This is a genomic window from Streptomyces bambusae, from assembly GCF_020532645.1.
GTDB classification, from domain to species: domain Bacteria; phylum Actinomycetota; class Actinomycetes; order Streptomycetales; family Streptomycetaceae; genus Streptomyces; species Streptomyces bambusae.
The window spans coordinates 1-24,890 of the sequence record NZ_JAJAUZ010000096.1 but is presented as its reverse complement, the minus strand read 5'-3'; the positions used below and the strand labels follow the sequence as shown (position 1 = coordinate 24,890).

Here is a 24,890-nt window from a genome sequence, read left to right as displayed (position 1 = left end):
GGGGGGGGCGCCGGGGCCCCCCCCCCCCGCCCCCCCCCCCCACCCCCCCCGGCGAGGCTGGAGTGGGCCCCGGTTCGCCTCGAACTACCCCAGCCGCAGGGGGCTGGGAGGGGGCCTGGCGAGGCGGGACCTGGCCGGGGTTCGCACCGGGCCCCGCCCGGACCCGCGCGCTCAGCGGAGAGCGGTGCGCTTGTCCGTCCGGTACGTCGCGACCAGGGCCAGGCAGATCATGGCGATGGCGACGCGTCCCGAGGCCTGCAGCAGCGGCCCGCGGAGCAGGATGAAGGAGTAGCCCGCGACGAGCGGGACGACCACCGAGATCAGGCTGCCGGGCGGGGACCGCCGGGTGGCCCGTTTCGCGTACCGGCGGTCGACGCGGGAGGCCGCGTACCCCATGCCGAGGAGGCCGGCGCCCATGCCGACCGGGCCGAAGTCGATCCACAGCTCGGCCCAGATCGGCGAGGACAGGTTGGTGTTGACGGTGCCCATCCACTGGCCGACCATCACGCCGGTGTCGCGCGGCTTGTCCGGCCACACCGAGCGGGGCACCGCGAAGAACACCGAGCCGGCGAGCTGGCGCCCGTAGAAGTGGCCGGGGCCGGAGTTCACGAAGGTGATGGTGTTCGCGAACATGCCGACCTGGTCGTAGTCCTTGAGCGCCATCGGCTCCAGGACGGAGGTGGTCTCCACCGGCTTGTAGTTCTTCTCGTCGTACCGGAAGCGGTCCGCGAACGGGAAGATGATCAGGGCCACGACCACGCCCATGGACAGCGCCACCCGGTACATCGCGGCGCTCACCGGGAAGACGGTGAACAGCAGCGCGAACATCACGGTGAGGAACCAGTACCGCGGGTTCGAGATCGGGTTGTTGACGATGATGTTGAGGACGGCGAGCGCGCCGGTGGTCGCGATGACCGACGGCATCCTGCGGGCGCGGGTCGAGGTGACCAGCCACCGGGTGTAGCAGAGCAGCGCGAGCAGGGCCGGCACGGTGCCGAAGCCGCGCAGGAAGGCCTGGCCGGCCTGCCCGTCGTCGGCCGAGACGCCCGCCTCCGCGATGCCCGCGATGATCTCCTGGCGGCTGCTGAAGAACACGGCGGGGCCGCCGAGCTTCATGATGAGCATCCCGCTGCCCAGGAACGCGAAGACGGTCAGCAGCTGCAGCCGCCGCTTGTGGACCATCATCGGCCGCGGCTCCTCGCGGCCGCCCTGGGCCCGTCCCGAGGGCCGGTGCCGGGCCAGCAGCGCGCCCACGTCGAAGCAGATGCAGCCGAGCAGCACCAGGGCGATGGCCGCCGTCAGGTCGGTGCGCGGCCCCACCACGGGGGTGGGCACCTGGCCGAGGACGGCCTGGGCGAGCGGGGCGACGCCCATCGCCATGTAGACGAACAGCCAGAACGAGCCCTGGAGGAGCTTGCGGCGGCTGGTGAGCACCATGGCGGAGAGCCGGGCGCCGGAGTACATGGTGAGGGCGAGCTGGAGGTAGAAGGCGCCGTCCTTGGCGCCCGCCCCGGACTGCACCGCCACCATCAGCGGCAGGAAGACCGTGAAGCCGAGGGCCAGCGGCACCGACAGGGCGCGCGAGAGCAGGGTCCGGGGCGTGGTGACCCGGCCCCACTGCTGTTCGTCCGCGGGGCCGGTGCGACGGTCCGCGGACGGTCCGGGCGCGGCCGCCGGCGTGCGTGTGTCCGTTGCCAACCGTGCTCCCGCCCCGTGCCTTGAGTTCGGCCGCAGTCTAGTCCGCTGCAACCCGATAATGTGAGCGGTCGGTGCCCGGGGTGGTGCCGGTGTGGGGGTGAATGATGCGTGATCTCCCGGCCTTCACGCTGGCCGGCTACGAGAAGGGCCGCGGTCTGCTGGTGCAGGCGCTGTGGTTCGCCGTGATGAACACGGTCTTCATGGCCTGGTTCTGCCCGGCCCGGCTGCGGGTGGCCCTGCTGCGGGCGTTCGGCGCGCAGATCGGCACCGGGGTGCTGATCCGGCACCGGGTGCGGGTGCTGTGGCCGTGGAAGCTGACCGTGGGCGACCACACGTGGATCGGCGAGGGCGCCTGGCTGCTGAACCTGGAGCCGGTCGTCATCGGGGCGAACGTGTGCCTGTCGCAGGAGGCCCTGCTGTGCACGGGCAGCCACGACCACCGGGCCGCCGACTTCCGCTACCGCAACGCCCCGATCACCGTCGAGGACGGTGCGTGGGTGGCCGCCCGGGCGACCGTGCTCGCGGGCGTCACCATCGGCCGGCACGCCGTCGCGGGCGCCGGCGCCGTGGTCCACAAGGACCTGCCCGAACTGACCCTGCAGACCGCCGACGGCTCCCGCCGCGCGGTGGAGGAGCCCAAATGAGAGTCCTGCACGCCGTCACCCTGCACTCCCCCACCCATGCGTTCGGCGGGCCGGTGCGGGTCGCGCTGAACCTGGCCAAGGGGCTGCGGGCGCGCGGCCACGAGGCGGCGCTGCTGGCGCTCGGCGAGGGCTTCGACCCGATGCCCGCCGAGGTCGAGGGCGTTCCGGCGCGGCTCTACCCGGCGCGGCGGCTGCTGCCGCTGGGCTTCAGCGGTATGACCTCGCCGGCGCTGCTGGCGCAGGCCGGGCGGCTCGTGCGCGATGCCGACCTGGTCCACGTCCACCTGGCCCGCGACCTGGTGACGCTGCCGGTGGCGCTGGCCGCGCTGCGGCACGGCAAGCCGCTGGTGCTGCAGACCCATGGCATGGTCGACCCCAGCGAGAAGCTGCTCGCGAAGGTCCTCGACGCGGTGGCGGTGCGCCGGGTGCTGCGCGGCGCGGGCGCGGTGTTCTACCTGACGCCGCACGAGCGGACCGGCCTGGACGCCGTCCTGGGTGCGCCGCTGGGCACGGCCGTACGGCTGGTCAACGGCACGCCCGCGCAGGAGGAACGGCCGGAGCTGTCCGGTCCGCCGCGGATCCTGTACGCGGCGCGGCTGCAGGCCCGGAAGCGGCCGGTGGACTTCGTGGATGCGGCGGCCGAGGTGCTGCGGACGCATCCGGAGGCGCAGTTCACGGTGGCGGGGCCCGACGAGGGTGAGCTGCCGGCGGTGGAGCGGCGGATCGCGGAGCTGGGGCTGACCGGGCGGATTTCCGTACCGGGGTCGCTGAGCAGCGAGAACGTGCTGAAGGAGCTGCGGCGTTCGCACGTGTACGTGCTGCCGTCGGTGGACGAGCCGTTCCCGATGTCGGTGCTGGAGGCCCTGTCGGTGGGCGTGCCGTCGGTGGTGACGCACTCCAACGGGCTGGCGAAGGACATCGCGGCGGCCGGCGCGGGCCGGGCCGTGGAGCCGGGTCCGGCGGGCGTGGCGGCGGCGGTGCTGGAGCTGCTCGACGAGCGGGAGAACCAGGCCGCGTCGGCGGCCGCCCGGAAGCTGGCGGCCGGTTCGTTCTCGATGGACGCGGTCCTGGACACCCTGCTGGACCGGTACGCCGGGATCCTCTCGTCGCGGTGACGCGCGGATCCCGGCGTGGCGGACGGACCTACGCCGGGATCCAGGCGTAGCAGCCGGTGGAGATGAACTCTGCGGTGCCCGACGGCACCGTGGCGGTGATCTTCGCGCCGGGCTTGGCGCCGGGGCCGGGGCCGGCCTCCAGGTTCTTGCCGCCGCTGCCCTTGGCCTGCCAGGTGCAGTCGGGGCCCGGGGTGAGGGCGCGGTAGCTGCCCGCGGACGGGTTCTTCAGCACGCCGTCGGTGAAGCCGGTCTCGGCGGTCGCCAGTACGGGCTTCAGCTCCGGGCACAGGTGCGGGATGGCGGCCTTCGCGGCCGGGATCTCGCCGGCGATGATCGACGCGACGGCGGCGTCCTTGTCGCGCTTGGCGGTACGGGCGACCCGCTGGCACGCCTCCTGACCGCTCTGCAGGACGGCGGCCGGGTCGGTCTTCTCGGGCACGCGGCCGCTGAGGTACTTCTTCTCTTCCTTGGTGAACGTGCCGGTGACCGGCTTCAGCGCGTCGTCGGAGACCACGGGCCCGGTCGGCTTGGCCGCCGGGGGCGCGGTCTTCGCGGGCGGCGGGGTGGGTTCGGTGACCGCCTCGGACGTGGCGGTGGGCACCGCGGCGTGCGGCTTGCCGGCCTCGTCGGCGTCGCCGCCGCCGGAGCTGCAGGCGGTCAGGGAGAGGGCGGCGGCCAGGAGGACCGCGGCCGCGGAGCGCCGGTTCAGGGGACGCATAGGTGGCTCCAGTGGTACTGGGTCAATCGGTGTGGTGCGGGTACGGGTGCGGGGCCCGGCCGGAGGGACCGGGCCCCGCACCCCCGTTCGGCCTGCGGTTACTGCGGGCCGAAGGTGAGGATCAGCTGCGGAGTGCCCTCCGCCGCGGTGGACTCCGAGGACCAGAGCCACAGCGCGTCGCTGCCGTTGGTGGTCAGGCCGAGGCTGTAGTCGGCGGTGCCCAGCGCGGCGGACACCTTGGCGGTGTCCAGGTCGATGCTGTGGATCGCCGAGCCGTCCGGCACGCCCGCGAGGGTGCCGAGGGCGGGCGAGCCCAGCGCCGGCTTGGTCGCGAAGGTGCTGGTGCCGCTCCAGGGCTCGTCGACCGGGACCACGGAGATGGTGTCGGCGGTGCCGGCACCCGCGGCCGTGGAGGTCTTGATCTGCAGCGAGGCGGCCTTGAGGACCTGGCCCGCCGGCGCGGCCGGCAGGTTGAACCGCAGGTAGGACTCGTACAGCGAGCCGCTGCCGCGGACGGCCATCGAGGTGGAGGTGCCGTACGACGTGCTCGGGGCGCCCTGGTTGATGTAGGTGTCCTCGGTCGCGGAGACCTCGGAGACCGAGTCGGAGGGGGCCTTGGCCAGGTTGTAGTGGTTCTGGACCTGGCTCTGGGTGAGCGCGCTCGGGTAGACGGCGGTCTCGTCGATCAGACCGGCGAAGAAGTTGCTGGTCGGACGGTTCGGCCAGTTGGCGAGGTTGTCGCCGCCGACGTGCCAGAAGCCCGCGTAGTTCTGGTGCGTGGTGTAGCCGAGGGTGCCCTTGTTCTGGCCGTCCACGTACAGCGCCATGCCCGAGGGGCCCTGGGTGGCGACCACGTGGTGCCACTTGTTGTCGTTGTACGTGTCGAAGAGACCCGTGGTGATGGTGCGGGTGGAGCCGTTGTAGACGCCGAAGGCCAGCCGGCCCGCGTTCGTCATGTAGATCTGCTTGTCGTACGAGCCGCTGTTGCGGGTCGTGTTGTTGCCGAAGCCGATCAGCTTGCCGCCGCGCGTGGTGTTCGTCTTGAACCAGGTCTCCAGGGTGTAGCTGGCGCCCACGAACTGGCGCTTGTCGCTGTGGAGCTTCTGGCTGGTGCCGTTGAAGGCGATGGCCGTGCTCGCACCGGTGACCGCGCCGGGGGTCTGGCGCAGCGCCGGGGCGTTGATGTGCAGGCCGCTGGTGTTGCCGGACACCGAGGAGTCGGCGACGAACGGGGTGACCTTGTCGTCGTAGCGCCAGTACAGGCTGGCACCGTCGGTGCGGACCTGGTTCGGGTACGACTGCACCGAGGCCGGGACGGCGACCGTGGCGGTGGCCGACAGGGCGCTGGTGTTGCCGGCCGCGTCGGTGGCGGTCACCCGGTAGCTGTAGGACTGGCCGGCCTTGACCGTGGTGTCGGTCCAGGAGGCCTGCGGGCGCTCCCACTCCAGCGAGTCGGCGGCCACGGTGGCGATCGGGGTGCCCGAGCCGTTGCGGTAGATCTTGTACGTCAGCTTGCTGTCGTCGGCGTCGTAGCTGGTGCGCCAGCGGACCTGGGCCTCACCGGGCTTGACGCTGTCGGCGCTGGCCACCGGGACGGTCGGGGCGCCGACGTCGCCGGTGGAGGCGAAGCGGGTCAGGGCCTGCTGCTCCTTGCCGTTGATGAGCGTGAACTCACCGCCGACCCACATGTAGCGGACGCCGTCCTTCTCCGCCACGGACATCACGCGCGGGCCGATGCCCTCGCCGAGGCCGTCGTTGGCGGTGGGGTGCCAGCCGAGCTTGCCGGGGCCGCGCACGTAGCCGCCCTCGGGCGCGGGGGCGGCGCCGGTGTGGTCGGTCGGCTGCGCGAGCAGGAAGTGGCGCTTGCCGTCGGGGTACTCCAGCTCGGTGGAGCAGTCGTGCGCGTGCGAGGAGCTGTAGAGCACGCCGTCGTACGGCAGCACGTACTGGGTGGCGCCGAGGCAGCGGTCGCGCCACTTCTCGGAGAAGTCGGTCAGCCGGATGCCGGAGCGGCCGTCGAAGACGCCGCCGCCGGAGCCCTCGCTGCCGGTGTAGATGCCCGTGGCGTCGGTCGCGATGTCCTTGACGACCGAGTTCGTCGGGAAGTACCCGTTCGGGTAGGTCTTGGTCAGGGCGCCGGTGGTGGCGTCGACGACGGCCAGCGCGTGCGAGTTGGCGCCGTTGACGGTGAAGAAGTCACCGCCGATGACCACGTTCTTGCCGTCGGGGGTGACCTCGACGGCCCGGCCCGGCTCGTCCGCGTTGGCGGTGAAGGGCTTGAGGGCGCCGGTGGCGGCGTCGACCGCGGCGAAGCGCTCGCGGGTCTGGTCCTCCACCGTCCCGAAGTCGCCGGCCGCGTACAGGGTGTCGTCGGTGACGGCGAGCGCGCGGACGGTGGCGGGGAACGCCGGGTGGAACGCGGGCTTGGGGGCGCAGCTCTCGATGTCGATCGCGGCGACGCTGTTGACCGGGACGCCGTTGACGGCGCCGAAGTAGCCGGCCGCGTAGAGGGTCTTCTCGTCCTTGGAGACCACGAGGGCGCGGACCGTGGCGGTGCCCTCGCCGACGGTGAAGGACAGCTTGCAGTCGGTCGGCGCACCGGTCGCGGCGTCGAGCGCCGCGAAGTTCACGGCCTCCTGCTCGGTGCCGCTGCCGGCGCCCTCCGGCGGGCGGACCGCGGAGAAGGTGCCGCCGGCGAAGACGGTGCCGCCCGCCTGGGCCATCGCCCAGACGATCCCGTTCGGCTGCCAGGTCGGCAGGTCGTCCGCGGTGAAGCCGACCGGAGCGGTGACGGCGGACGCCTGCGGCATCAGCAGCACTCCGACTCCGGCCCCGCCGGCCGCGAGAGAGAAAGCGAGGGCGGCAGTCAGCCCTCTGGATCTACGCATGAGCCCCCCAGGGCGCAGTGGCCCGGTTCTCGAATGGCTGGATTTATACGAACAGCCATATGTACTCGCGCAGACTAGGGCTCAAGCGTGGGTGCGTCACCCCACTTGACCCCATCCATACCAACCGGCACAGGCGATGCGGTGCACTATCGGGGCACTGCGGACATACGGCGACAAGTCCTGGTCACCGCCTGTAGGCGGTGACCCGGACATGCAAACTCTAGGGGGTCAGCGGTCGATCCGTACGGCGACCCCGGCCAACTGGTCCTCCACCTGACGGACGTCCGCGTCCACCATGATCCTGGCCAGTTCCTCCACCAGAACCGTCGGCTTCCAGCCGAGCAGCTCCTGGGCCTTGCTCGCGTCGCCGATCAGTGCATCGACCTCGCTGGGGCGCTCGTACTTGGCGTCGTAGCGGACGTACTCCTGCCAGTCGAGGCCGACGTGCGCGAAGGAGGACTCGACGAACTGGCGGACGGTGGCGGGCACGCCGGTGGCGACCACGTAGTCGGTGGGCACGTCCTGCTGGAGCATGCGCCACATGGCGTCGACGTACTCGGGGGCGTAGCCCCAGTCGCGGACCGCGTCGAGGTTGCCGAGGTACAGCTCGCTCTGGAGGCCGGCCTTGATGCGGGCCACCGCGCGGGTGATCTTGCGGGTCACGAAGGTCTCGCCGCGGCGCGGGGACTCGTGGTTGAAGAGGATGCCGTTGACCGCGAACATGTCGTACGCCTCGCGGTAGTTCACGGTGGTCCAGTACGCGAAGACCTTGGCGGCGCCGTACGGGCTGCGCGGGTGGAACGGGGTCTGCTCGTTCTGCGGCGGCGGGGTCGAGCCGAACATCTCCGAGGACGAGGCCTGGTAGATGCGGGTGTCGATGCCGCTGGCCCGGATGGCCTCCAGCAGGCGCAGCGCGCCGAGGCCGGTGACGTCGCCGGTGTAGAGCGGGGCGTCGAAGGAGACCCGCACGTGCGACTGGGCGCCCAGGTTGTAGACCTCGTCGGGCCGGATCTCGCGGAGCAGGTTCACCAGGGCCACGCCGTCCGAGAGGTCCGCGTGGTGCAGCACGAAGGACCGGTTGGCCGTGTGCGGGTCCTGGTAGATGTGGTCGATCCGCTCCGTGTTGAAGCTGGACGAGCGCCGCACGAGCCCGTGCACCTCGTAGCCCTTGGAGAGCAGGAGCTCCGCCAGGTAGGAGCCGTCCTGGCCGGTGACTCCGGTGATCAGTGCTGTCTTGCTCATGGGCGCTTCCCCCAGGGAGAGTGTGTGATTCGTACAGAATTGCGGGGTTCGTCCCCAGCGGTCGGAGCAAGCCTGGCATGATCCGGTGCATGACTGCATCGCTGCCGTACCTGCCCACGCACGCCCGTGTCTTCGTCGCGGGCCACCGCGGCCTCGTGGGGTCCGCGGTCGCCCGGCGGCTCACCGCCGACGGCCACGAGGTGATCACCCGCGGCCGCACCGAACTCGATCTCCGCGACGCCGCGGCCACCGAGAGCTTCCTGAAGGACGTCCGCCCCGACGCGGTCGTCCTGGCCGCGGCCAAGGTCGGCGGCATCATGGCGAACAGCACCTATCCGGTGCAGTTCCTGGAGGACAACCTGAAGATCCAGCTCAGCGTGATCGCCGGCGCGCACGCCGCCGGGGTGAACCGGCTGCTGTTCCTCGGTTCGTCCTGCATCTACCCGAAGCTGGCTCCCCAGCCGATCAGCGAGGACGCCCTGCTGACCGGTCCGCTGGAGCCCACCAACGAGGCCTACGCGCTCGCCAAGATCGCCGGCATCGTCCAGGTCCAGTCGTACCGGAAGCAGTACGGGGCCTCGTACATCTCGGCCATGCCGACGAACCTCTACGGTCCGGGCGACAACTTCGACCTGGAGACCTCGCACGTGCTGCCCGCGCTCATCCGCCGCTTCCACGAAGCCGCGGCCGAGGGGCGCGAGGAGGTCACCCTGTGGGGCACCGGCACCCCGCGCCGGGAGTTCCTGCACGTGGACGACCTGGCGGCGGCCTGCGCCGTGCTGCTGTCGTCGTACGACGGGGACGAGCCGGTCAACATCGGCTGCGGGGACGACCTGACGATCAAGGAGCTGGCCGAGACGGTCGCCGAGGTGACCGGCTTCACCGGCCGGCTGGCCTGGGACACGTCCAAGCCGGACGGGACCCCGCGCAAGCTGCTGGACGTGACCCGCCTGACCTCCCTGGGCTGGAAGCCCGCGATCCCGCTGAAGGACGGGATCGCGGCGACCTACCGGTGGTGGCGCGAGCAGGGCTGATCTCACGGACACGGGCTCCTCAGTACGCTCCGCGGCCGTCGACGACGGCGCGGAACGTACGGGCCACCACGTCGACGTCACTGGTGAAGGACCAGTTGTCGACGTACTGCAGGTCCAGCTGGATCGTCTCGTCCCAGGACAGGTCCGAGCGACCGCTGATCTGCCACAGGCCCGTCATGCCCGGCCGCACGGTGAGCCGGCGCAGCTCGACCTCGTCGTACTGCGCCACCTCCTCGGGCAGCGGCGGGCGCGGACCGACCAGCGACATGTCGCCGGTGAGCACGTTGATCAGCTGCGGCAGCTCGTCGAGCGAGGTGCGGCGCAGCAGCCGGCCGGCCCGGGTGATCCGCGGGTCGCGGCGCATCTTGAACATGTGGCCGTCGTTCTCGTTCGCCGCGGCCAGCTCGCTCTTGAGCCGGTCGGCGTCGACGACCATGGTGCGGAACTTCCACATCGTGAACGGCTCGCCGTCGCGGCCGATCCGGCGCTGCCGGTAGAAGGCGGGGCCGGGCGAGCCCAGCCGGATCGCGGCGACGATGCCGAGGAAGACGGGGGCGAGCACCAGCAGCCCGAGTCCGGCGCCGGCCCGGTCGAGGACGGACTTGAGCACCGGCTGGATGCCGCGGCTGACCGGCGGGGCCACCCGGAGCACGGCGAGGCCGCCGGCCGAGACGGTCTCCAGGCGCTTGGGCGAGACCTCGACCAGCCCCGGGAAGACCGCGAGTTCGAGGCCCTGGTCGTGCAGGGCCCAGGCGATCCGGCGCAGCCGCTCGCCGGCGATCCGGGCGCCGGGCGCCACGAGGACCAGGTCGGCGTGGTGGCCGGCGACGGCCGCGAGCACGGCGGCGGCGTCCTCGCCGGCGGCCTCGGGCATGGTGCCCGCGATCCGCGCGGCCTCGGGGACCCCGCTGGTGAGCGCGCCGGAGCCGACCGGGATGACGCCGACGACGACGTACGGGTGGTCGGTGCGGGCGGCGAGGTGGTCGATGACGCTCTCGGCGGCCCCGGGCTCGCCGACGACGAGGACCCGGCTGACGGCCTGGGCCTCGCGGCGGGCGGCGCTCAGGTGCCGGTAGGTCAGCTTGTGGCAGGCCACGGTGATCAGGAGGGCGGGCAGCAGGGCGCCGAGGGCGGCCAGCCGCGGGGTGCTCTCCTCGATCGCAGCCCGGGCCACGGCGAGTACGCCGATCAGAATCAGCCAGTCGTGGAGTACGGGCAGCACCCCGCGGGACTCGCCGAGCGCCCGGAATGCGTACCGGCGGCGGACGGCCTGTATGCCGGTCCAGGCGAGTGCGGCGGCGACCGCGCAGTACACCGGCCTGGCCTGCTGGGCCGCGTCGAAGACGAGGGCCACGGGCACGCCGGCGCCGACCAGGTCGGCGGTGACGGCGGCCGGCAGGTACCAGCGGGCCTTGTCGCCCAGGCCACGGCGGTTCACTTCGGTCACGGGTCCTGATCTGGCCACTTGTGGAGCGGAAACGTGAACATGCCTCATGGGCCCCCCTGGCACGTCGGTTGGATGGCACGCGCCCCCGCTCGCCGTTTCCCCGGACGACGCGCGACTGACGCACCGGGAAACAGTACGACAAACACCCGTACGAGAATCGCCGTTTACGCGAACGAGACCCCTCGTTTCTCGTTCGTTAACGGGCGGTACCTCTCGTTCCACTTCCAGTGACGGATCGAAAGCACATCCAGGTGAATTGTTCGTATAGCGGACCTTCATCTTCGGACAACGAACGATTTCCGGCCAACCTTTTGACGCGGCCCTGACATCCACACATCTCGGGTGGCACTCTTCCACAGCATTCCTCGCACAGCCCTGCTCTGCCCGGAGGCCTACCCAGCCATCCGGAACCCCCCTTGCAGAAGGAGTCTGCGTTGAGTCCCACCCCCCACCGGCGTGCCACCGCGGCCGGCGCACTCGTCGCCGCGGCCGCCATGCTGGCCGTCGGCATCCAGGCCGGATCCGCCAATGCCGACGCCACCGCGTCGCAGGCCGCTCCCGCCGCCCGTCCCAACCCGGGCAAGGCGAACCTGAAGCTCAGCCCCTCGCAGCGCGCCTCCCTCATGGCCGACGCCTCGGCGGACACGGCGCAGACCGCCAAGTCCCTGGGCCTCGGCGCCAAGGAGAAGCTGGTCGTCCGCGACGTCGTCAAGGACGCCGACGGCACGGTCCACACGTCGTACGAGCGCACCTACGCGGGCCTGCCGGTCCTCGGCGGTGACCTCACGGTCCACGCCAAGGGCGCCGCCCAGACCGTCACCAAGGCCTCCCGCCACGCGATCAAGGTGGCCGACACCGGTGCGACGGTGTCGGCCGCGGCCGCGGAGAAGCAGGCCGTCGCCGCCGCGAAGGCCGAGGGCTCCAAGGAGCTCAAGCCCTCCCGCACCGCGCGCAAGGTGATCTGGGCCGCGAGCGGCACCCCGGTCCTCGCGTTCGAGACGGTCGTCGGCGGCTTCCAGCACGACGGCACCCCGAACGAGCTGCACGTGGTCACCAACGCCAAGACCGGCGCGAAGATCGCCGAGTGGCAGGCCGTCGAGACCGGCACCGGCAACACCATGTACAGCGGCCAGGTCACCATCGGCAGCACGCAGTCCGGCAGCACGTGGAACCTCACCGACGCCACCCGCGGCAGCCACAAGACCTACAACCTGAACCGCGGCACCTCCGGCACCGGCACCCTGTTCTCCGGCCCGGACGACATATGGGGCAACGGCAACCCGTCGAACCTGGAGACCGCCGGCGCGGACGCCCACTACGGCGCCCAGCTGACCTGGGACTACTACAAGAACGTGCACGGCCGCAACGGCCTGCGCAACGACGGCGTGGCCCCGTACACCCGGGTCCACTACGGCAACGCCTACGTCAACGCGTTCTGGCAGGACAGCTGCTTCTGCATGACGTACGGCGACGGCGACGGCAACCTCAAGCCGCTGACGTCGATCGACGTGGCCGCGCACGAGATGACCCACGGCCTCACCTCGGTCACCGGCAAGATGAACTACAGCGGTGAGTCCGGCGGCCTCAACGAGGCGACCTCCGACATCATGGCGGCAGCCGTCGAGTTCTACGCCAACAACCCGCAGGACGTCGGCGACTACCTGGTCGGCGAGAAGATCGACATCCGCGGCAACGGCACCCCGCTGCGCTACATGGACAAGCCGAGCAAGGACGGCTCGTCCAAGGACGCCTGGTACTCGGGCATCGGCAGCATCGACGTGCACTACTCCTCCGGCCCGGCGAACCACTGGTTCTACCTGGCCTCCGAGGGCTCCGGCCCGAAGGTCGTCAACGGCGTGAGCTACGACTCGCCGACCTCCGACGGCCTGCCCGTCACGGCCATCGGCCGCGCCGCCGCCGAGAAGATCTGGTTCCGCGCCCTGACGGTCGGCTACTTCACCTCGACCACCAACTACTCGGCCGCCCGCGACGCCACCCTGCGCGCCGCCGGCGACCTGTACGGCGTGGGCTCGGTCACGTACAACAACGCCGCCAACGCCTGGGCCGCGATCAACGTCGGCCCGCGCGTCGTCAACGGCGTGACGGTCACCAACCCCGGCCCGCAGAGCACGGTCACGGGCAGCGCGGTGAACCTGCAGATCCAGGCCACCAGCACCAACCAGGGCGCGCTGAGCTACGCGGCCACCGGCCTGCCGACCGGCCTGTCGATCAACTCGTCCACGGGTCTGATCACCGGTACCGCGGGCACCGCGGGCACGTACAACACCACGGTGACCGTGACCGACTCGGCGAACCAGACCGGGACCGCGTCCTTCGCCTGGACCGTCGGCACCAGCCAGCCGAACGTGTTCGAGAACACGAACGACTACACGATCAGCGACAACGCCACGGTCGAGTCGCCGATCACCGTCAACCGCACGGGCAACGCGTCCAGCGCCCTCAAGGTCGACGTGAACATCGTCCACACCTACGTCGGTGACCTGGTCGTCGACCTGGTGGCCCCGGACGGCTCGGTCTACAACCTGCGCAACCGCACCGGCGGCAGCGCGGACAACATCGTCCAGCAGTTCACCGTGAACGCCTCCTCCGAGGTCGCCCAGGGTGTCTGGAAGCTGCGGGTCCGCGACGCGGCCTCCCTGGACACCGGCTACATCAACAGCTGGAAGCTCACCTTCTGAGGCGGGCCTGAACGGCGGCGGCACCGGTAGCCGGCACCGCCGCACCTGAAGGAAACGGGGAACGGCCCGGGGACTCCACGTCCCCGGGCCGTTCCGCGTCCCCGGGCCGTTCCGCGTTCGCGGTCCGGTCCGCCGCGGCACCGCCGCGCAGCAGCCACAGCACCAGCAGCCCGCCGGCCAGCCCGACGCCGCCCGCCACCAGGTAGGTGTCCCGGAGCCCGGCGGCGAAGGCCTGCTCCACCAGGCGGGCCAGCGCGGCCCGGTCGGCCTCCGGAGCCCGGGCCACCAGCTCCGCGGCCCGGCCGGAGGTCAGCGCGTCCGCCGTCGGGCCCGACCCGTCCGGCAGCGCGCCCCGCAGCCCCGCGTGGAAGACCGCGCCGAGGACGGCGATGCCCAGCGCGCTGCCGAGCTGCCGCGAGGTGTTGAGCGCGCCGCCCGCCATGCCAGCCCGCTGCGGGGCGACGGCCGCCATCGCGGCGGCGGCCATCGCCGGGGTGGCGGTGCCGACGCCGACGCCGGTGACGAGCAGGCCCGGCAGCAGCGCGGTCCACGAGTCGCCGGCGTCCAGCCCGGCCTGGAGCAGCGAGCCGGTGCCCACCAGCAGCAGCCCGCCGCCCACGGTGAGCCGGGCGGGCACCGCGTGCAGGTGCCGGCCGGCCAGCGCCGAGACCAGGAACCCGGCGACGCTCAGCGGCACCAGCGCCAGCCCGGCCCCGACCGGGGTCAGGCCCAGCACCGACTGGAGCCACAGCGAGACGTAGAGGTAGTACGAGAAGGCCGCCGCGGACAGCAGCAGCGAGGCGGCCATGATCCCGGCGAAGGCGGGGCTGCGGAACAGCGCCAGGTCGAGCAGCGGCCGCACGCAGCGGGACTCCACGATCAGGAAGGCGGTCAGCGCGAGGGCGGCCAGGGCGAACAGGCCGAGGGTGGCCGGCGAGGTCCAGCCGTCCTCGGCGCCGCGGATCAGGGCGTACGTGACGGCGGCCGCGGCCACCGTGAAGGCGGCGGTGCCGGGCACGTCCAGGCCCCTGGCGTGCGGGTCGCGGGACTCGGTGAGCGAGCGCAGGGTGACGGCGACGGCCAGGGCGCACAGCGGCAGGTTGACGAAGAAGATCCAGCGCCAGCCGAGGTGCTCGGTGATCAGGCCGCCGGCGATCGGACCGGCGGCCGCGGCGGCCCCGTTGACGGCGCCCCAGACGCCGAAGGCGATCCCGCGGTCCCGGCCGTGGTACGCGTGGGTCAGCAGGGCCATGGTGGTGGCGTACATGGCGGCCGCGCCGGCGCCCTGCACGGCGCGGAAGGCGATGAGGGTGCCGGGGCCGCCGGCCAGGCCGCAGGCGAGGGAGGCGGCGGCGAACACGCCGAGGCCGGCGAGGTAGGTGCGGCGGCGGCCGGACCGGTCGGCCACCGCCCCGGCGCCGAGCAGCAGGGCCGCGAGGGCGAGGGCGTAGACGTCCATGACCCACTGCAGGCCGGCGAACCCGGTGTGCAGGTCGGCGGCCATGTCGGGGAGGGCGACGGTGACGATGGTGACGTCCACCAGGAGCATGAACGCCCCCAGGCACACCGCGGTGAGCGGGAGCCACTTGCGCATGGGTTCTCCTCGGATGCGTTGGGGGCTCCAAGGTGGCAGCGCAGCCACGCGTTTCCCTTGCCGGACGGCTGGTTCCGGCGGTTTTCTGCGGTGCCGGGGCCTGGGATGCTGGAAACCGTGTACTCCTCGGTTCTGGACGAATTCGACCGGGCGCTGGTGCAGGCCCTGGTGATCGACGGGCGGGCGCCGTTCAGCCGGCTCGCGGAGGTGCTGGGCTTCACCGACCAGAAGGTGGTGCGGCGCTACCGGCGGCTGCGCGGCGACGGCCTGGTCCGGGTGATCGGGGTGCCGTACGGGCGGCGGGTGGGCCTGTTCGAGTCGTGGGTGCGGGTGCAGTGCGCGCCGGACGCGGCGCTGCCGGTGGCCGAGGCGCTGGCCCGGCGGCCCGACACGGCGTGGGTGAGCCTGGGTTCGGGCGGTACGGAGATCCACTGCATCACGAAGGCGCGGTCCCGGGAGGACCGGGACGACCTGCTGCTGGAGAAGCTGCCGCGGACCCGGCGGGTGACCGGGATCAGTGCGCACACCCTGCTGCGGATGTTCGCGGGCGGGCCGCACTGGGTGGGGGCGGACCTGCTGAGCGCCGGGCAGCAGGCCCGGCTGCGGGCCGGGCGGCCGTCGTTCGCGCCGGACGCGGCGCGGCCGCCGGTGCCGCACGTGCTGGACGCGGCGGAGCGGGCGATGCTCGCGGTGCTGGGCCGGGACGGGCGGGCCGGATATCCGGAACTGGCGGCCGCCGCCGGGCTGTCGGAGACCACGGCCCGGCGGCGGCTGGCACAGCTGCGGGAGGGCGGGGCGCTGTACTTCGACGTGGAGGTGATCCCGCGGCAGCTGGGCTTCCACACGGTGGCGACACTGCTGCTGACGGTGCCGCCGGCCCGGCTGGCGGCGGTGGGCCAGGCGCTGGCCGGGCATCCGGAGGTGCCGTTCGCGGCGGCGGTCACCGGGGCGGCGAACCTCCTGGCGGTGGCGGTGTGCCGGGACACGGACGCGCTGTACGCCTACCTGACCGAGCGGATCGGCGGGGTCGAGGGGGTCCGGCAGGTGGAGACCATCCCGACCCTGAGGAACCTGAAGCGGGCCGGGATGCTCGTGGAGGACGACCGGCTGGTGGATCCGCCGGCCGTGCCCTGAGGGACGGCGGGGGCGGGCCGGGCCCGCCCCCGGGTGTCACCTGAGGACCACCCCCGGCCCCTCCCCGCCGGGGTCGAGCGGGGCGGTCAGCAGGCCGAGTTCGGCGGGGGTGGCCAGGAGGGGGTGGGAGGGCAGGATGCGGACGGTGTAGCCGAAGGGGCCGGTGCGGTCGAGGGCGAGCGGGCCCTCGTACACCCAGCGGCCGTCCAGGTCGGGCCCGGAGGCCGGTTTGAGCGGGAAGGTGCGGGCGTCGGCGATGACGTCCGCGGCGTCCACCCGGCCGGCCACGGCCTGCACCTCGACCTCGTCGGGGGCGAGCACGTCGAGGGTGACCTGCACCCGCAGGGTCAGGGTGGCGCCGAGTTCGGCGGTACCGCCGACCGGTGCGGCGGCCGCGGCCTCCACGTGGTCGACGGAGACCCGCGGCCAGGCGGCCCGTACCCGGCCCTTCCAGGCGGCCAGTTCGCGGGCGGCGCCGGGCGTCAGGGCCCGGTGGGCGAGGGCGGCGGGCGCGTACAGCCGGTCGACGTACTCCCGCACCATGCGTCCCGCGAGCACCTTGGGCCCGAGGGAGACCAGGGTCCGGCGGACCATCTCGATCCAGCGGGCGGGCAGTCCGGCCCCGGCCCCGCCGGCCTGCCGGTCGTAGAACCGGGGGGCGACGCGCTGCTCGACGAGTTCGTACAGGGCCGCCGCCTCCAGGTCGTCGCGGCGGTCCTCGTCGGTGCCGTGGCCGTCGGCGGTGGGGATGGCCCAGCCGAAGTCGGGCTCGAACCACTCGTCCCACCAGCCGTCCAGCACCGACAGGTTGAGGCAGCCGTTGAGCGCGGCCTTCATCCCGCTGGTGCCGCAGGCCTCCAGGGGGCGCAGCGGGTTGTTCAGCCAGACGTCGCAGCCGGGGTAGAGCTTCTGCGCCATGGCCATGCCGTAGTCGGGGAGGAACACGATCCGGTGCCGCACCCGGGGGTCGTCGGCGAACCGTACGAGTTCCTGCACGAGCCGCTTGCCGCCGTCGTCGGCGGGGTGCGCCTTGCCGGCCACCACGATCTGCACCGGCCGCTCCGGGTCGAGGAGCATCCGGCGCAGCCGCTCGGGGTCGCGGAGCATCAGCGTCAGCCGCTTGTACGAGGGCACCCGGCGGGCGAAGCCGATGGTGAGCACGTCGGGGTCGAGCACCCCGTCCACCCAGCCGAGTTCGGCGTCGCCGGCCCCGCGCTGCCGCCAGGACGCGCGCAGCCGGTCCCGCACCTCCAGGACGAGCTGCTCGCGCAGGACCCGGCGCAGGTCCCAGATCTCCTGGTCGGGGATGTCGGCGACGGCGTCCCAGCGGGCGGAGCCGCCGACGGACAGGGCGTCCTCGGCGCGGCCGGCGCCGACCTGGCGGGCGCCGAGACGCATCACCTCGGGCGCCACCCAGGTCGGGGCGTGCACCCCGTTGGTGACGGACGTGATCGGCACGTCCTCGGGGTCGAACCCGGGCCACAGGCCGGCGAACATCTCCCGGCTGACCGCGCCGTGCAGGGTGGAGACGCCGTTGGCGCGCTGGGCGAGCCGCAGGCCCATGACGGCCATGTTGAAGACGCCGGGGTCGCCGCCGGGGTGGGTCTCGCGGCCGAGTTCGAGGATCTTCTCGACGGGCAGGCCGGTCAGTTCGCCGCCTTCGCCGAAGTGGCGGGCGACCAGGGCCCGGTCGAAGCGGTCGATGCCGGCGGGGACGGGGGTGTGGGTGGTGAAGACGGTGCCGGCCCGGACCGCCTCGACGGCCGCCTCGAAGCCGAGTCCGTCCTCGCCGAGTTCCCTTATGCGTTCGAGTCCGAGGAAGCCGGCGTGTCCCTCGTTGGTGTGAAACACCTCGGGCTGCGGGTGCCCGGTCAGCGCGCAGTACGTGCGCACCGCGCGCACGCCGCCGATGCCGAGCAGCATCTCCTGGAGCAGCCGGTGGTCGCTGCCGCCGCCGTAGAGGCGGTCGGTCACCTCGCGGGCGGCCGCGTCGTTGTCCTCGACGTCCGAGTCGAGGAGCAGCAGCGGCACCCGGCCGACCCGGGCCTGCCAGATGTGCGCGTGCAGCCGCCGGCCGCCGGGCAGCGCGAGGCTCACCCGGGCGGGGCTGCCGTCGGCGGCGCGCAGCAGGTCGACGGGCAGCTCGTTGGGGTCGAGCACCGGGTAGTGCTCCTGCTGCCAGCCCTCCCGGGAGAGGGTCTGGCGGAAGTAGCCGTGCCGGTAGAGGAGCCCGACGCCGATGAGCGGGACGCCGAGGTCGCTGGCGGCCTTGAGGTGGTCGCCGGCGAGGATGCCGAGGCCGCCGGAGTACTGCGGGAGGGCGGCGGTGATGCCGAACTCCGGCGAGAAGTAGGCGATGGCGGCGGGCAGCTCGGAGGCCGCCTCCCGCAGCTGGTACCACCGCTCGCCGGTGAGGTAGTCGTCCAGGTCGGCGGCCGCGGCGGCCAGCCGGCGCAGGAACCGCCGGTCGCGGGCCAGTTCGGCGAGCCGGTCGGCGGAGACGGAGCCGAGCAGGCGGACGGGGTCGCCGCCCGCCTGCTGCCGGCCCTCGGGGTCGACGGATTGGAGGAGTTCCCGGGTTTCTGCATGCCACGACCAGCGCAGGTTGCGCGCGAGGTGGTGGAGCGGGAGCAGCGGTTCCGGCAGGACGGGGCGCACGGTGAATCGACGGATGGCCTTCACGTGTTCCACCTTGTCAGGGCGAGTACGGATCCCAGCGGACGCACCACGCCGTGCCCCCGCACTTCACCCGCCCATGCCTGTCCACCCGCCGTCCCCGCCAACCCTGCCGGTTGCGCTCCGACGCGGCGCGGTGGGGCGGGCGGGCTGGCATGTGCGGGCGGAATAGGGCTTCTCGTTTACCTGTCGGTAGGCGGGTTGGGGGGCGGACGGGGAGGGAAGGGCTCCCCGCGTACAGCGCACGGCACCCGCAACGGCACATCTCCGCCTCCCCCTTCCCGCCACCCGAGTGAACGCGGACAGGAGCGGCCATGCCCGCAGCCCAGCCGTCCACTGAGCGGCTAGAAACAGAGCGAACAGAGCGTGCACAGCCGTCGGCATCCGACGCAGACAGCGCCTGTCCGACAGGCCCTAGAGCACCGAAGCCCGCGATGAGCCCCCAGGTGATCCCATGATCGGTCGCATTCCCGTGCTGGACGTCCGCCCCGCCGTCGATTGCGGCACCCGCCCCGCGAAGGCGGTGGTGGACGAGGTCTTCGAAGTGAGCGCCACCGTGTTCCGGGAGGGACACGACGCCGTATCCGCCCATGTCGTGCTGCGCAACCCGCAGGGCCGGCAGCAGCCGCCGGTGCCGCTGGCGGAGCTGGCCCCCGGCACCGACCGGTGGGGCGCCCGGGTGTCGGCGTCCTGCGAGGGGAGGTGGACGTACACGGTGGAGGCGTGGAGCGACCCGGTCGCCACCTGGCGCCGCACCGCCCGGATCAAGGTCCCGGCCGGCATCGACACGGACCTCGTGCTGCTGGAGGGTGCCGAACTGTACGAGCGGGCCGCCGCGAAGATCCCGAAGAAGGACGGCCGGGAGCACGTACTGGCCGCCGCCGACGCGCTGCGCGACGAGGACCGGCCGGCCGCGGCGCGGCTGGCGGCCGCGCTGACCCCGCAGGTCGACGCCGCCTTCGCGGCCCGCCCGTACCGCGAGCTGGTGTCCGCATCGAAGCCGCTGCCCCTGCTCGTCGAGCGCCGTCGCGCCCTGTACGGCTCCTGGTACGAGATGTTCCCGCGCTCCGAGGGCGCCGTCGTCGAGGCCGGCCGGCCGCCGGTCAGCGGCACCTTCCGGACCGCCGCCGAGCGGCTGCCGGCCATCGCCGCCATGGGTTTCGACGTCGTGTACCTGCCGCCGATTCACCCGATCGGTCAGACCTTCCGCAAGGGTCCCGACAACGCCCTGTCGGCCGGCCCCCACGACGTCGGCGTGCCGTGGGCGATCGGCTCCCCGGAGGGCGGGCACGACGCCGTCCACCCGGACCTCGGCACCATCGAGGACTTCGACCGCTTCGTGGCGAAGGCCGAGAGCCTGCGCCTGGAGATCGCCCTCGACTTCGCCCTCCAGTGCTCCCCCGACCACCCGTGGGTGGCCAAGCACCCGGAGTGGTTCCGCCAGCGCCCCGACGGCACCGTGGCGTACGCGGAGAACCCGCCGAAGAAGTACCAGGACATCTACCCGATCGACTTCGACCGGGACATGGACGGCCTGGTCCGGGAGACCGTGCGCGTCCTGCGGTACTGGATGGACCACGGCGTGCGCATCTTCCGGGTGGACAACCCGCACACCAAGCCGGTGGTGTTCTGGGAACGCGTGCTCGGCGAGATCAACAAGGCGGACCCGGACGTCGTGTTCCTGGCGGAGGCGTTCACCCGCCCCGCGATGATGCGCGCCCTGGCCGCCGTCGGCTTCCAGCAGTCGTACACGTACTTCACCTGGCGGAACACCAAGCAGGAGCTGACGGAGTACCTCACCGAACTCTCGGGGGACTCGGCGGCCGTCATGCGGCCCAACCTGTTCGTCAACACCCCCGACATCCTGCACGCCTACCTCCAGCACGGCGGCCGTCCGGCGTTCGAGGCGCGTGCGGTGCTCGCCGCCACCCTCTCCCCCACGTGGGGCGTCTACGCAGGTTACGAGCTGTGCGAGAACACCCCGCTGCGCGAGGGCAGCGAGGAGTACCTGCACTCCGAGAAGTACGAGCTGCGTCCACGCGACTGGGCGGCGGCCGAGCGCGAGGGCCGCTCCCTCGCCCCGCTGATCACCACCCTCAACCGGCTGCGCCGCCGCAACCCGGCCCTCCAGCAGCTGCGCGACCTCCACTTCCACGACACCGACAACGACGCGGTCATCGCGTACTCCAAGGCGGCCGAGGGGCCGGGCGGGCGCAATCTCGTACTGGTGGTCGTCAACCTGGACCCGCACCACACCCAGGAGGCGACCGTCTCGTTGGACATGCCGGCACTCGGCCTCGACTGGCACGGGTCCCTCCCGGTGCGCGACGAGCTCACCGGCGAGACGTACCACTGGGGCAGGGCGAACTACGTGCGTCTGGAACCGGGCGTCCGGCCCGCGCACGTACTGGCCGCGCTGCGCCCGTCCCCGCAGCCCGGAGCGACGACCGGAGGGTCCCCCGCCTCATGATGAACGACCCCGTGCACGACACCTTCGAGGACACCCCCGCCAAGGACCGCGACCCCGACTGGTTCAAGCGGGCGGTGTTCTACGAGGTCCTCGTCCGCTCCTTCCACGACAGCAACGGCGACGGCACCGGGGACCTGAAGGGCCTGACCGCCAAGCTGGACTACCTCCAGTGGCTGGGCGTCGACTGCCTGTGGCTGCCGCCGTTCTTCAAGTCACCGCTGCGCGACGGCGGTTACGACGTGTCCGACTACACGTCGGTGCTGCCGGAGTTCGGGGACCTCGCGGACTTCGTGGAGTTCGTCGACGCCGCGCACCAGCGGGGCATGCGGGTGATCATCGACTTCGTCATGAACCACACGAGCGACCAGCACGAGTGGTTCCAGCAGTCCCGCTCGGACCCGGAGGGCCCGTACGGCGACTACTACATGTGGGCCGACAACGACAAGCAGTACCAGGACGCCCGGATCATCTTCATCGACACCGAGACGTCGAACTGGACGTACGACCCGGTCCGCAAGCAGTACTACTGGCACCGCTTCTTCTCCCACCAGCCGGACCTCAACTTCGAGAACCCGGCGGTCCAGGAGGAGATCATCTCGGCCCTCCGGTTCTGGCTGGACCTCGGCATCGACGGCTTCCGGCTGGACGCGGTCCCCTACCTGTACGCCGAGGAGGGCACCAACTGCGAGAACCTGCCCCGCACCCACCAGCTGCTCAAGCGGGTCCGGGCCGAGATCGACGCGCACTACCCGGACACGGTGCTGCTCGCCGAGGCGAACCAGTGGCCCGAGGACGTCGTCGACTACTTCGGCGACTTCGCCCGGGGCGGCGACGAGTGCCACATGGCGTTCCACTTCCCCGTGATGCCGCGGATCTTCATGGCGGTGCGCCGGGAGTCCCGGCAGCCGGTGTCCGAGGTCCTGGCGAAGACGCCGGCCATCCCGTCCGGCTGCCAGTGGGGCATCTTCCTGCGCAACCACGACGAACTGACCCTCGAAATGGTCACGGACGAAGAGCGCGACTACATGTACGCGGAGTACGCCAAGGACCCGCGGATGCGCGCCAACGTCGGGATCCGGCGCCGGCTCGCCCCGCTCCTGGACAACGACCGCAACCAGATCGAGCTGTTCACCGCCCTGCTGCTGTCCCTGCCCGGCTCCCCCGTCCTCTACTACGGGGACGAGATCGGCATGGGCGACAACATCTGGCTGGGCGACCGGGACGGGGTGCGCACCCCGATGCAGTGGACCCCCGACCGCAACGCGGGCTTCTCCTCCTGCGACCCGGGCCGGCTCAACCTGCCGGTGATCATGGACCCGGTCTACGGCTACCAGGTCACCAACGTGGAGGCGGCGATGACCTCGCCGTCCTCGCTGCTGCACTGGACCCGGCGGATGATCGAGATCCGCCGGCAGAACCCGGCGTTCGGACTGGGCTCGTACACCGAACTGCCCTCGTCGAACCCGGCGGTGCTCGCGTTCCTGCGCGAGTACGGAGACGACCTGGTGCTGTGCGTGCACAACTTCTCGCGGTTCGCCCAGCCCACCGAGCTCGACCTGCGGGCCTTCAACGGGCGGGTGCCGGTGGAGCTGACCGGCGAGGTCCGGTTCCCGCCGGTCGGTGAGTGGCCGTACCTGCTGACGCTGGCGGGCCACGGGTTCCTCTGGTTCCGGCTGCACGGCGAATGAGCCGGCCCCCCGCACACGACCGGACAGCAACGGACGCGATCCGGCCCACCCTGCGCACTCCGGCGGGCCCGGCGAAAGGACGCGATGCCATGTCGGAGACTGCCCCCGCCCGCGGCCGTGCCACCACCCGCCCGGGGCCGGGCCGCCCGGGGTCCACGGCCACGGGCGGGACCACGGCCGGGACCGGGACCACAGCCGGGACCACGGCCGGCACCGGGACCATGACCGGGGCCGGGACCATGACCGGGGCCGCGGTGGCGGGCCCGCTCGCCGGCGCAGCCCCGGCGGCTCCGGCCGCCCGGTCCGCGGCCGACGCCCTGCCCGCGCTGGAGCCGTTGCTGCGCGCCTGGCTGCCCCGGCAGCGCTGGTTCGCGGGCAAGGGACGGGCGATGCAGCGGCTGCGGCTCGTGTCGGCGGTGGAGCTGCTGCCGCCGGGGGCCTCGCCGGGCCTGCTGCACCTGCTGGTGGCCGTCGACGAGGACTGCTACCAGCTGCTGCTCGGGGTGCGCGCGGCCCTCCCGCCGGCCCTCGCCCCCACCCTGATCGGCCGGGCGGAGAGCGGCCCGTACGCGGGACTGACCGTCTACGAGGCTCTGGGCGACCCGCGGCTGTCGGGGCTGCTGCTGGAACGGCTGCGCGCCCCCGGCACGCTGCCGCCGCTGCGGTTCGACCGCGATCCGGCGGCCGTGATCCCGGCCGGGCTGGCGCCCCGGCCGCTGTCCGGCGAGCAGACCAACTCCAGCCTGGTCTACGGGGAAACGTACATCCTCAAGGTGTTCCGCCGGGTCGGGCCGGGACTCAACCCGGACCTGGAACTGCCCAGAGCCCTGGCCCGGGCCGGCTGCACCCGGGTGCCCGCACCCGTCGCCTGGTACGAGGCGGAGCTGCCGGGCTCCGAACCGCTCACCCTGGGCGTGCTCCAGCCGTACCTGCGCGGCTGCGCCGACGGCTGGCAGCTGGCCCTGCAACGGCTCGCCGAAGGGGCCGACTTCACCACCGAGGCCCGGCGGCTCGGCGAGGCCACCGCAGAGGTCCACCGGGCGCTCGCCGGCGCGCTGCCGACCCTGGTGCTGGGCCCGGAGCGCACCGCCCGGCTGGCCGCGGGGATGACCGCCCGGCTGGCCGCAGCGGTCCGGGAGGTGCCCGCGCTGCGCCCGTACGAGAGCGGGCTGCGGGCGGCGTTCGAGGCACTGGCCGGCGGGCCGGAACGGGCGGTGCCGGCCCAGCGCATCCACGGCGACCTGCACCTGGGGCAGACCCTGCGGGCCGCCGACGGCAGCTGGACGCTGATCGACTTCGAGGGCGAGCCGGCCCGGCCGCTGGCCGAGCGGCGCCGCCCCGAGCCGGCCGTCAAGGACATCGCGGGGATACTGCGCTCCTTCGACTACGCGGCCCGCTCCCACCACCCGTTCGACCCGGGCTGGGCGGAAGCCTGCCGGGCCGCGTTCTGCGAGGGGTACGCGGTTCCGGCCGGCCGCGACCCGCGCGCGGACGCCGTGCTGCTGCGGGCGTACGAGACGGACAAGGCGGTCTACGAGACCCGCTACGAGGCCCGGCACCGGCCCGACTGGCTGCACGTGCCGCTGGCCGCCGTCCACCGCCTGGCCGGGTCGGCGCCGGCCGCGCCCTAGCCGTCCCCGGCCGCCCCTTCCGGATCCGGCTGCGGGCCCGCCCGCCGCCGCTGCCGTACCGCCCCACCCCGCCGCACCCCCCTTTCTGCGCAGTGCCTTCCCCCCACCCCCCGCAGCCCCGAGGAGGCCGCACACGTGAGCGCCGCCCGCCAGCCGTCATCGACCACCGCCGAGAAGGCCTCGCCGACCGCCGAGAAGGTGCCGCCCGCCGA

At 72.7% G+C, this 24,890-nt stretch carries 16 protein-coding genes; 8 read left to right on the top strand and 8 right to left on the bottom strand.

Features of this window, described 5'->3' with window-relative positions; all coding sequences use genetic code 11:
* Positions 1-171: 171 nt before the first annotated feature.
* The gene (locus tag LG634_RS35550) at positions 172-1,698 is read right to left on the bottom strand and encodes a hypothetical protein (RefSeq protein WP_372482553.1); all 1,527 of its coding nucleotides are present in this window, start codon (positions 1,696-1,698) and stop codon (positions 172-174) included.
* 104 nt (positions 1,699-1,802) lie between these two features.
* On the opposite strand from LG634_RS35550, the gene LG634_RS35545 reads away from it, so the two are divergent.
* Positions 1,803-2,342: a WcaF family extracellular polysaccharide biosynthesis acetyltransferase gene (locus LG634_RS35545; RefSeq protein ID WP_226740373.1), complete on the top strand. Its 540-nt coding sequence runs from the start codon at positions 1,803-1,805 to the stop codon at positions 2,340-2,342.
* On the top strand, positions 2,339-3,457 hold the full coding sequence (locus tag LG634_RS35540; RefSeq protein ID WP_226740371.1) for a glycosyltransferase: 1,119 nt from the start codon (positions 2,339-2,341) through the stop codon (positions 3,455-3,457). Before LG634_RS35545 ends, LG634_RS35540 begins: the two co-directional genes overlap by 4 nt.
* A gap of 28 nt (positions 3,458-3,485) precedes the next feature.
* Here the strand turns inward: LG634_RS35540 and LG634_RS35535 are convergent, their stop codons facing one another.
* The 3 genes from LG634_RS35535 to gmd all read right to left on the bottom strand — a co-directional run bounded on the left by LG634_RS35535 (position 3,486) and on the right by gmd (position 8,305).
* Entirely contained in the window at positions 3,486-4,175 is a 690-nt protein-coding gene (locus LG634_RS35535; protein ID WP_226740368.1) for a hypothetical protein, read from the bottom strand.
* Between the two features lie 98 nt (positions 4,176-4,273).
* Positions 4,274-7,063, bottom strand: coding sequence for a LamG-like jellyroll fold domain-containing protein (locus LG634_RS35530; RefSeq protein ID WP_226740366.1), 2,790 nt, complete (start codon positions 7,061-7,063; stop codon positions 4,274-4,276).
* A 228-nt stretch (positions 7,064-7,291) separates the two neighbouring features.
* Positions 7,292-8,305, bottom strand: coding sequence for a GDP-mannose 4,6-dehydratase (gene gmd, locus LG634_RS35525; RefSeq protein ID WP_226740364.1), 1,014 nt, complete (start codon positions 8,303-8,305; stop codon positions 7,292-7,294).
* A gap of 89 nt (positions 8,306-8,394) precedes the next feature.
* Here gmd and LG634_RS35520 point away from each other — a divergent pair, with 89 nt between their 5' ends.
* Complete coding sequence (locus LG634_RS35520) at positions 8,395-9,339, top strand: GDP-L-fucose synthase family protein (RefSeq protein WP_226740362.1); 945 nt, start codon at positions 8,395-8,397, stop codon at positions 9,337-9,339.
* Between the two features lie 19 nt (positions 9,340-9,358).
* Here LG634_RS35520 and LG634_RS35515 read toward each other — a convergent pair whose 3' ends face one another.
* Entirely contained in the window at positions 9,359-10,834 is a 1,476-nt protein-coding gene (locus LG634_RS35515; protein ID WP_226740360.1) for a sugar transferase, read from the bottom strand.
* A 446-nt stretch (positions 10,835-11,280) separates the two neighbouring features.
* Here LG634_RS35515 and LG634_RS35510 point away from each other — a divergent pair, with 446 nt between their 5' ends.
* Positions 11,281-13,485: a M4 family metallopeptidase gene (locus LG634_RS35510; protein WP_372482555.1), complete on the top strand. Its 2,205-nt coding sequence runs from the start codon at positions 11,281-11,283 to the stop codon at positions 13,483-13,485.
* Here LG634_RS35510 and LG634_RS35505 read toward each other — a convergent pair.
* Positions 13,475-15,079 carry an MFS transporter gene (locus tag LG634_RS35505; RefSeq protein WP_226740356.1) on the bottom strand — a complete coding sequence of 535 codons (1,605 nt, stop codon included), beginning with the start codon at positions 15,077-15,079 and terminating at the stop codon, positions 13,475-13,477. The genes LG634_RS35510 and LG634_RS35505 overlap by 11 nt on opposite strands.
* Before the next feature lie 117 nt (positions 15,080-15,196).
* On the opposite strand from LG634_RS35505, the gene LG634_RS35500 reads away from it, so the two are divergent.
* Entirely contained in the window at positions 15,197-16,213 is a 1,017-nt protein-coding gene (locus tag LG634_RS35500) for an Lrp/AsnC family transcriptional regulator (RefSeq protein ID WP_226740354.1), read from the top strand.
* Positions 16,214-16,249: 36 nt separating this feature from the next.
* On the opposite strand, the gene glgP is transcribed toward LG634_RS35500, so the two are convergent.
* Positions 16,250-18,895, bottom strand: coding sequence for an alpha-glucan family phosphorylase (glgP, locus tag LG634_RS35495; RefSeq protein ID WP_226740352.1), 2,646 nt, complete (start codon positions 18,893-18,895; stop codon positions 16,250-16,252).
* A gap of 448 nt (positions 18,896-19,343) precedes the next feature.
* Here glgP and LG634_RS35490 point away from each other — a divergent pair, with 448 nt between their 5' ends.
* The 3 genes from LG634_RS35490 (at position 19,344) to LG634_RS35480 (ending at position 24,678) form a co-directional block, all read left to right on the top strand.
* Complete coding sequence (locus tag LG634_RS35490; protein WP_226740350.1) at positions 19,344-21,359, top strand: alpha-1,4-glucan--maltose-1-phosphate maltosyltransferase; 2,016 nt, start codon at positions 19,344-19,346, stop codon at positions 21,357-21,359.
* A complete protein-coding gene (gene treS / locus LG634_RS35485; protein WP_226740348.1) occupies positions 21,356-23,047 on the top strand; it encodes a maltose alpha-D-glucosyltransferase in 1,692 nt (563 codons plus the stop codon). Before LG634_RS35490 ends, treS begins: the two co-directional genes overlap by 4 nt.
* Positions 23,048-23,286: 239 nt before the next feature.
* Positions 23,287-24,678, top strand: coding sequence for a maltokinase N-terminal cap-like domain-containing protein (locus tag LG634_RS35480; RefSeq protein ID WP_372482554.1), 1,392 nt, complete (start codon positions 23,287-23,289; stop codon positions 24,676-24,678).
* Here LG634_RS35480 and LG634_RS35475 read toward each other — a convergent pair.
* A partial coding sequence (locus LG634_RS35475; RefSeq protein WP_226740343.1) for a hypothetical protein occupies positions 24,675-24,890 on the bottom strand: 216 nt, incomplete at its 5' end. The two genes, LG634_RS35480 and LG634_RS35475, sit on opposite strands and share 4 nt — an antisense overlap.

What these genes read in the sequence shown, in the direction of transcription:
- LG634_RS35505 (WP_226740356.1), bottom strand. Translation starts at nt 15,079, where the DNA reads ATGCGCAAGTGGCTCCCGCTCACCGCGGTGTGCCTGGGGGCGTTCATG.
- LG634_RS35480 (WP_372482554.1), top strand. Translation starts at nt 23,287, where the DNA reads ATGACCGGGGCCGCGGTGGCGGGCCCGCTCGCCGGCGCAGCCCCGGCG.
- LG634_RS35515 (WP_226740360.1), bottom strand. Translation starts at nt 10,834, where the DNA reads ATGAGGCATGTTCACGTTTCCGCTCCACAAGTGGCCAGATCAGGACCC.
- LG634_RS35490 (WP_226740350.1), top strand. Translation starts at nt 19,344, where the DNA reads ATGATCGGTCGCATTCCCGTGCTGGACGTCCGCCCCGCCGTCGATTGC.
- treS (WP_226740348.1), top strand. Translation starts at nt 21,356, where the DNA reads ATGATGAACGACCCCGTGCACGACACCTTCGAGGACACCCCCGCCAAG.
- LG634_RS35545 (WP_226740373.1), top strand. Translation starts at nt 1,803, where the DNA reads ATGCGTGATCTCCCGGCCTTCACGCTGGCCGGCTACGAGAAGGGCCGC.
- LG634_RS35520 (WP_226740362.1), top strand. Translation starts at nt 8,395, where the DNA reads ATGACTGCATCGCTGCCGTACCTGCCCACGCACGCCCGTGTCTTCGTC.
- LG634_RS35535 (WP_226740368.1), bottom strand. Translation starts at nt 4,175, where the DNA reads ATGCGTCCCCTGAACCGGCGCTCCGCGGCCGCGGTCCTCCTGGCCGCC.
- gmd (WP_226740364.1), bottom strand. Translation starts at nt 8,305, where the DNA reads ATGAGCAAGACAGCACTGATCACCGGAGTCACCGGCCAGGACGGCTCC.
- LG634_RS35510 (WP_372482555.1), top strand. Translation starts at nt 11,281, where the DNA reads ATGCTGGCCGTCGGCATCCAGGCCGGATCCGCCAATGCCGACGCCACC.
- LG634_RS35530 (WP_226740366.1), bottom strand. Translation starts at nt 7,063, where the DNA reads ATGCGTAGATCCAGAGGGCTGACTGCCGCCCTCGCTTTCTCTCTCGCG.
- LG634_RS35540 (WP_226740371.1), top strand. Translation starts at nt 2,339, where the DNA reads ATGAGAGTCCTGCACGCCGTCACCCTGCACTCCCCCACCCATGCGTTC.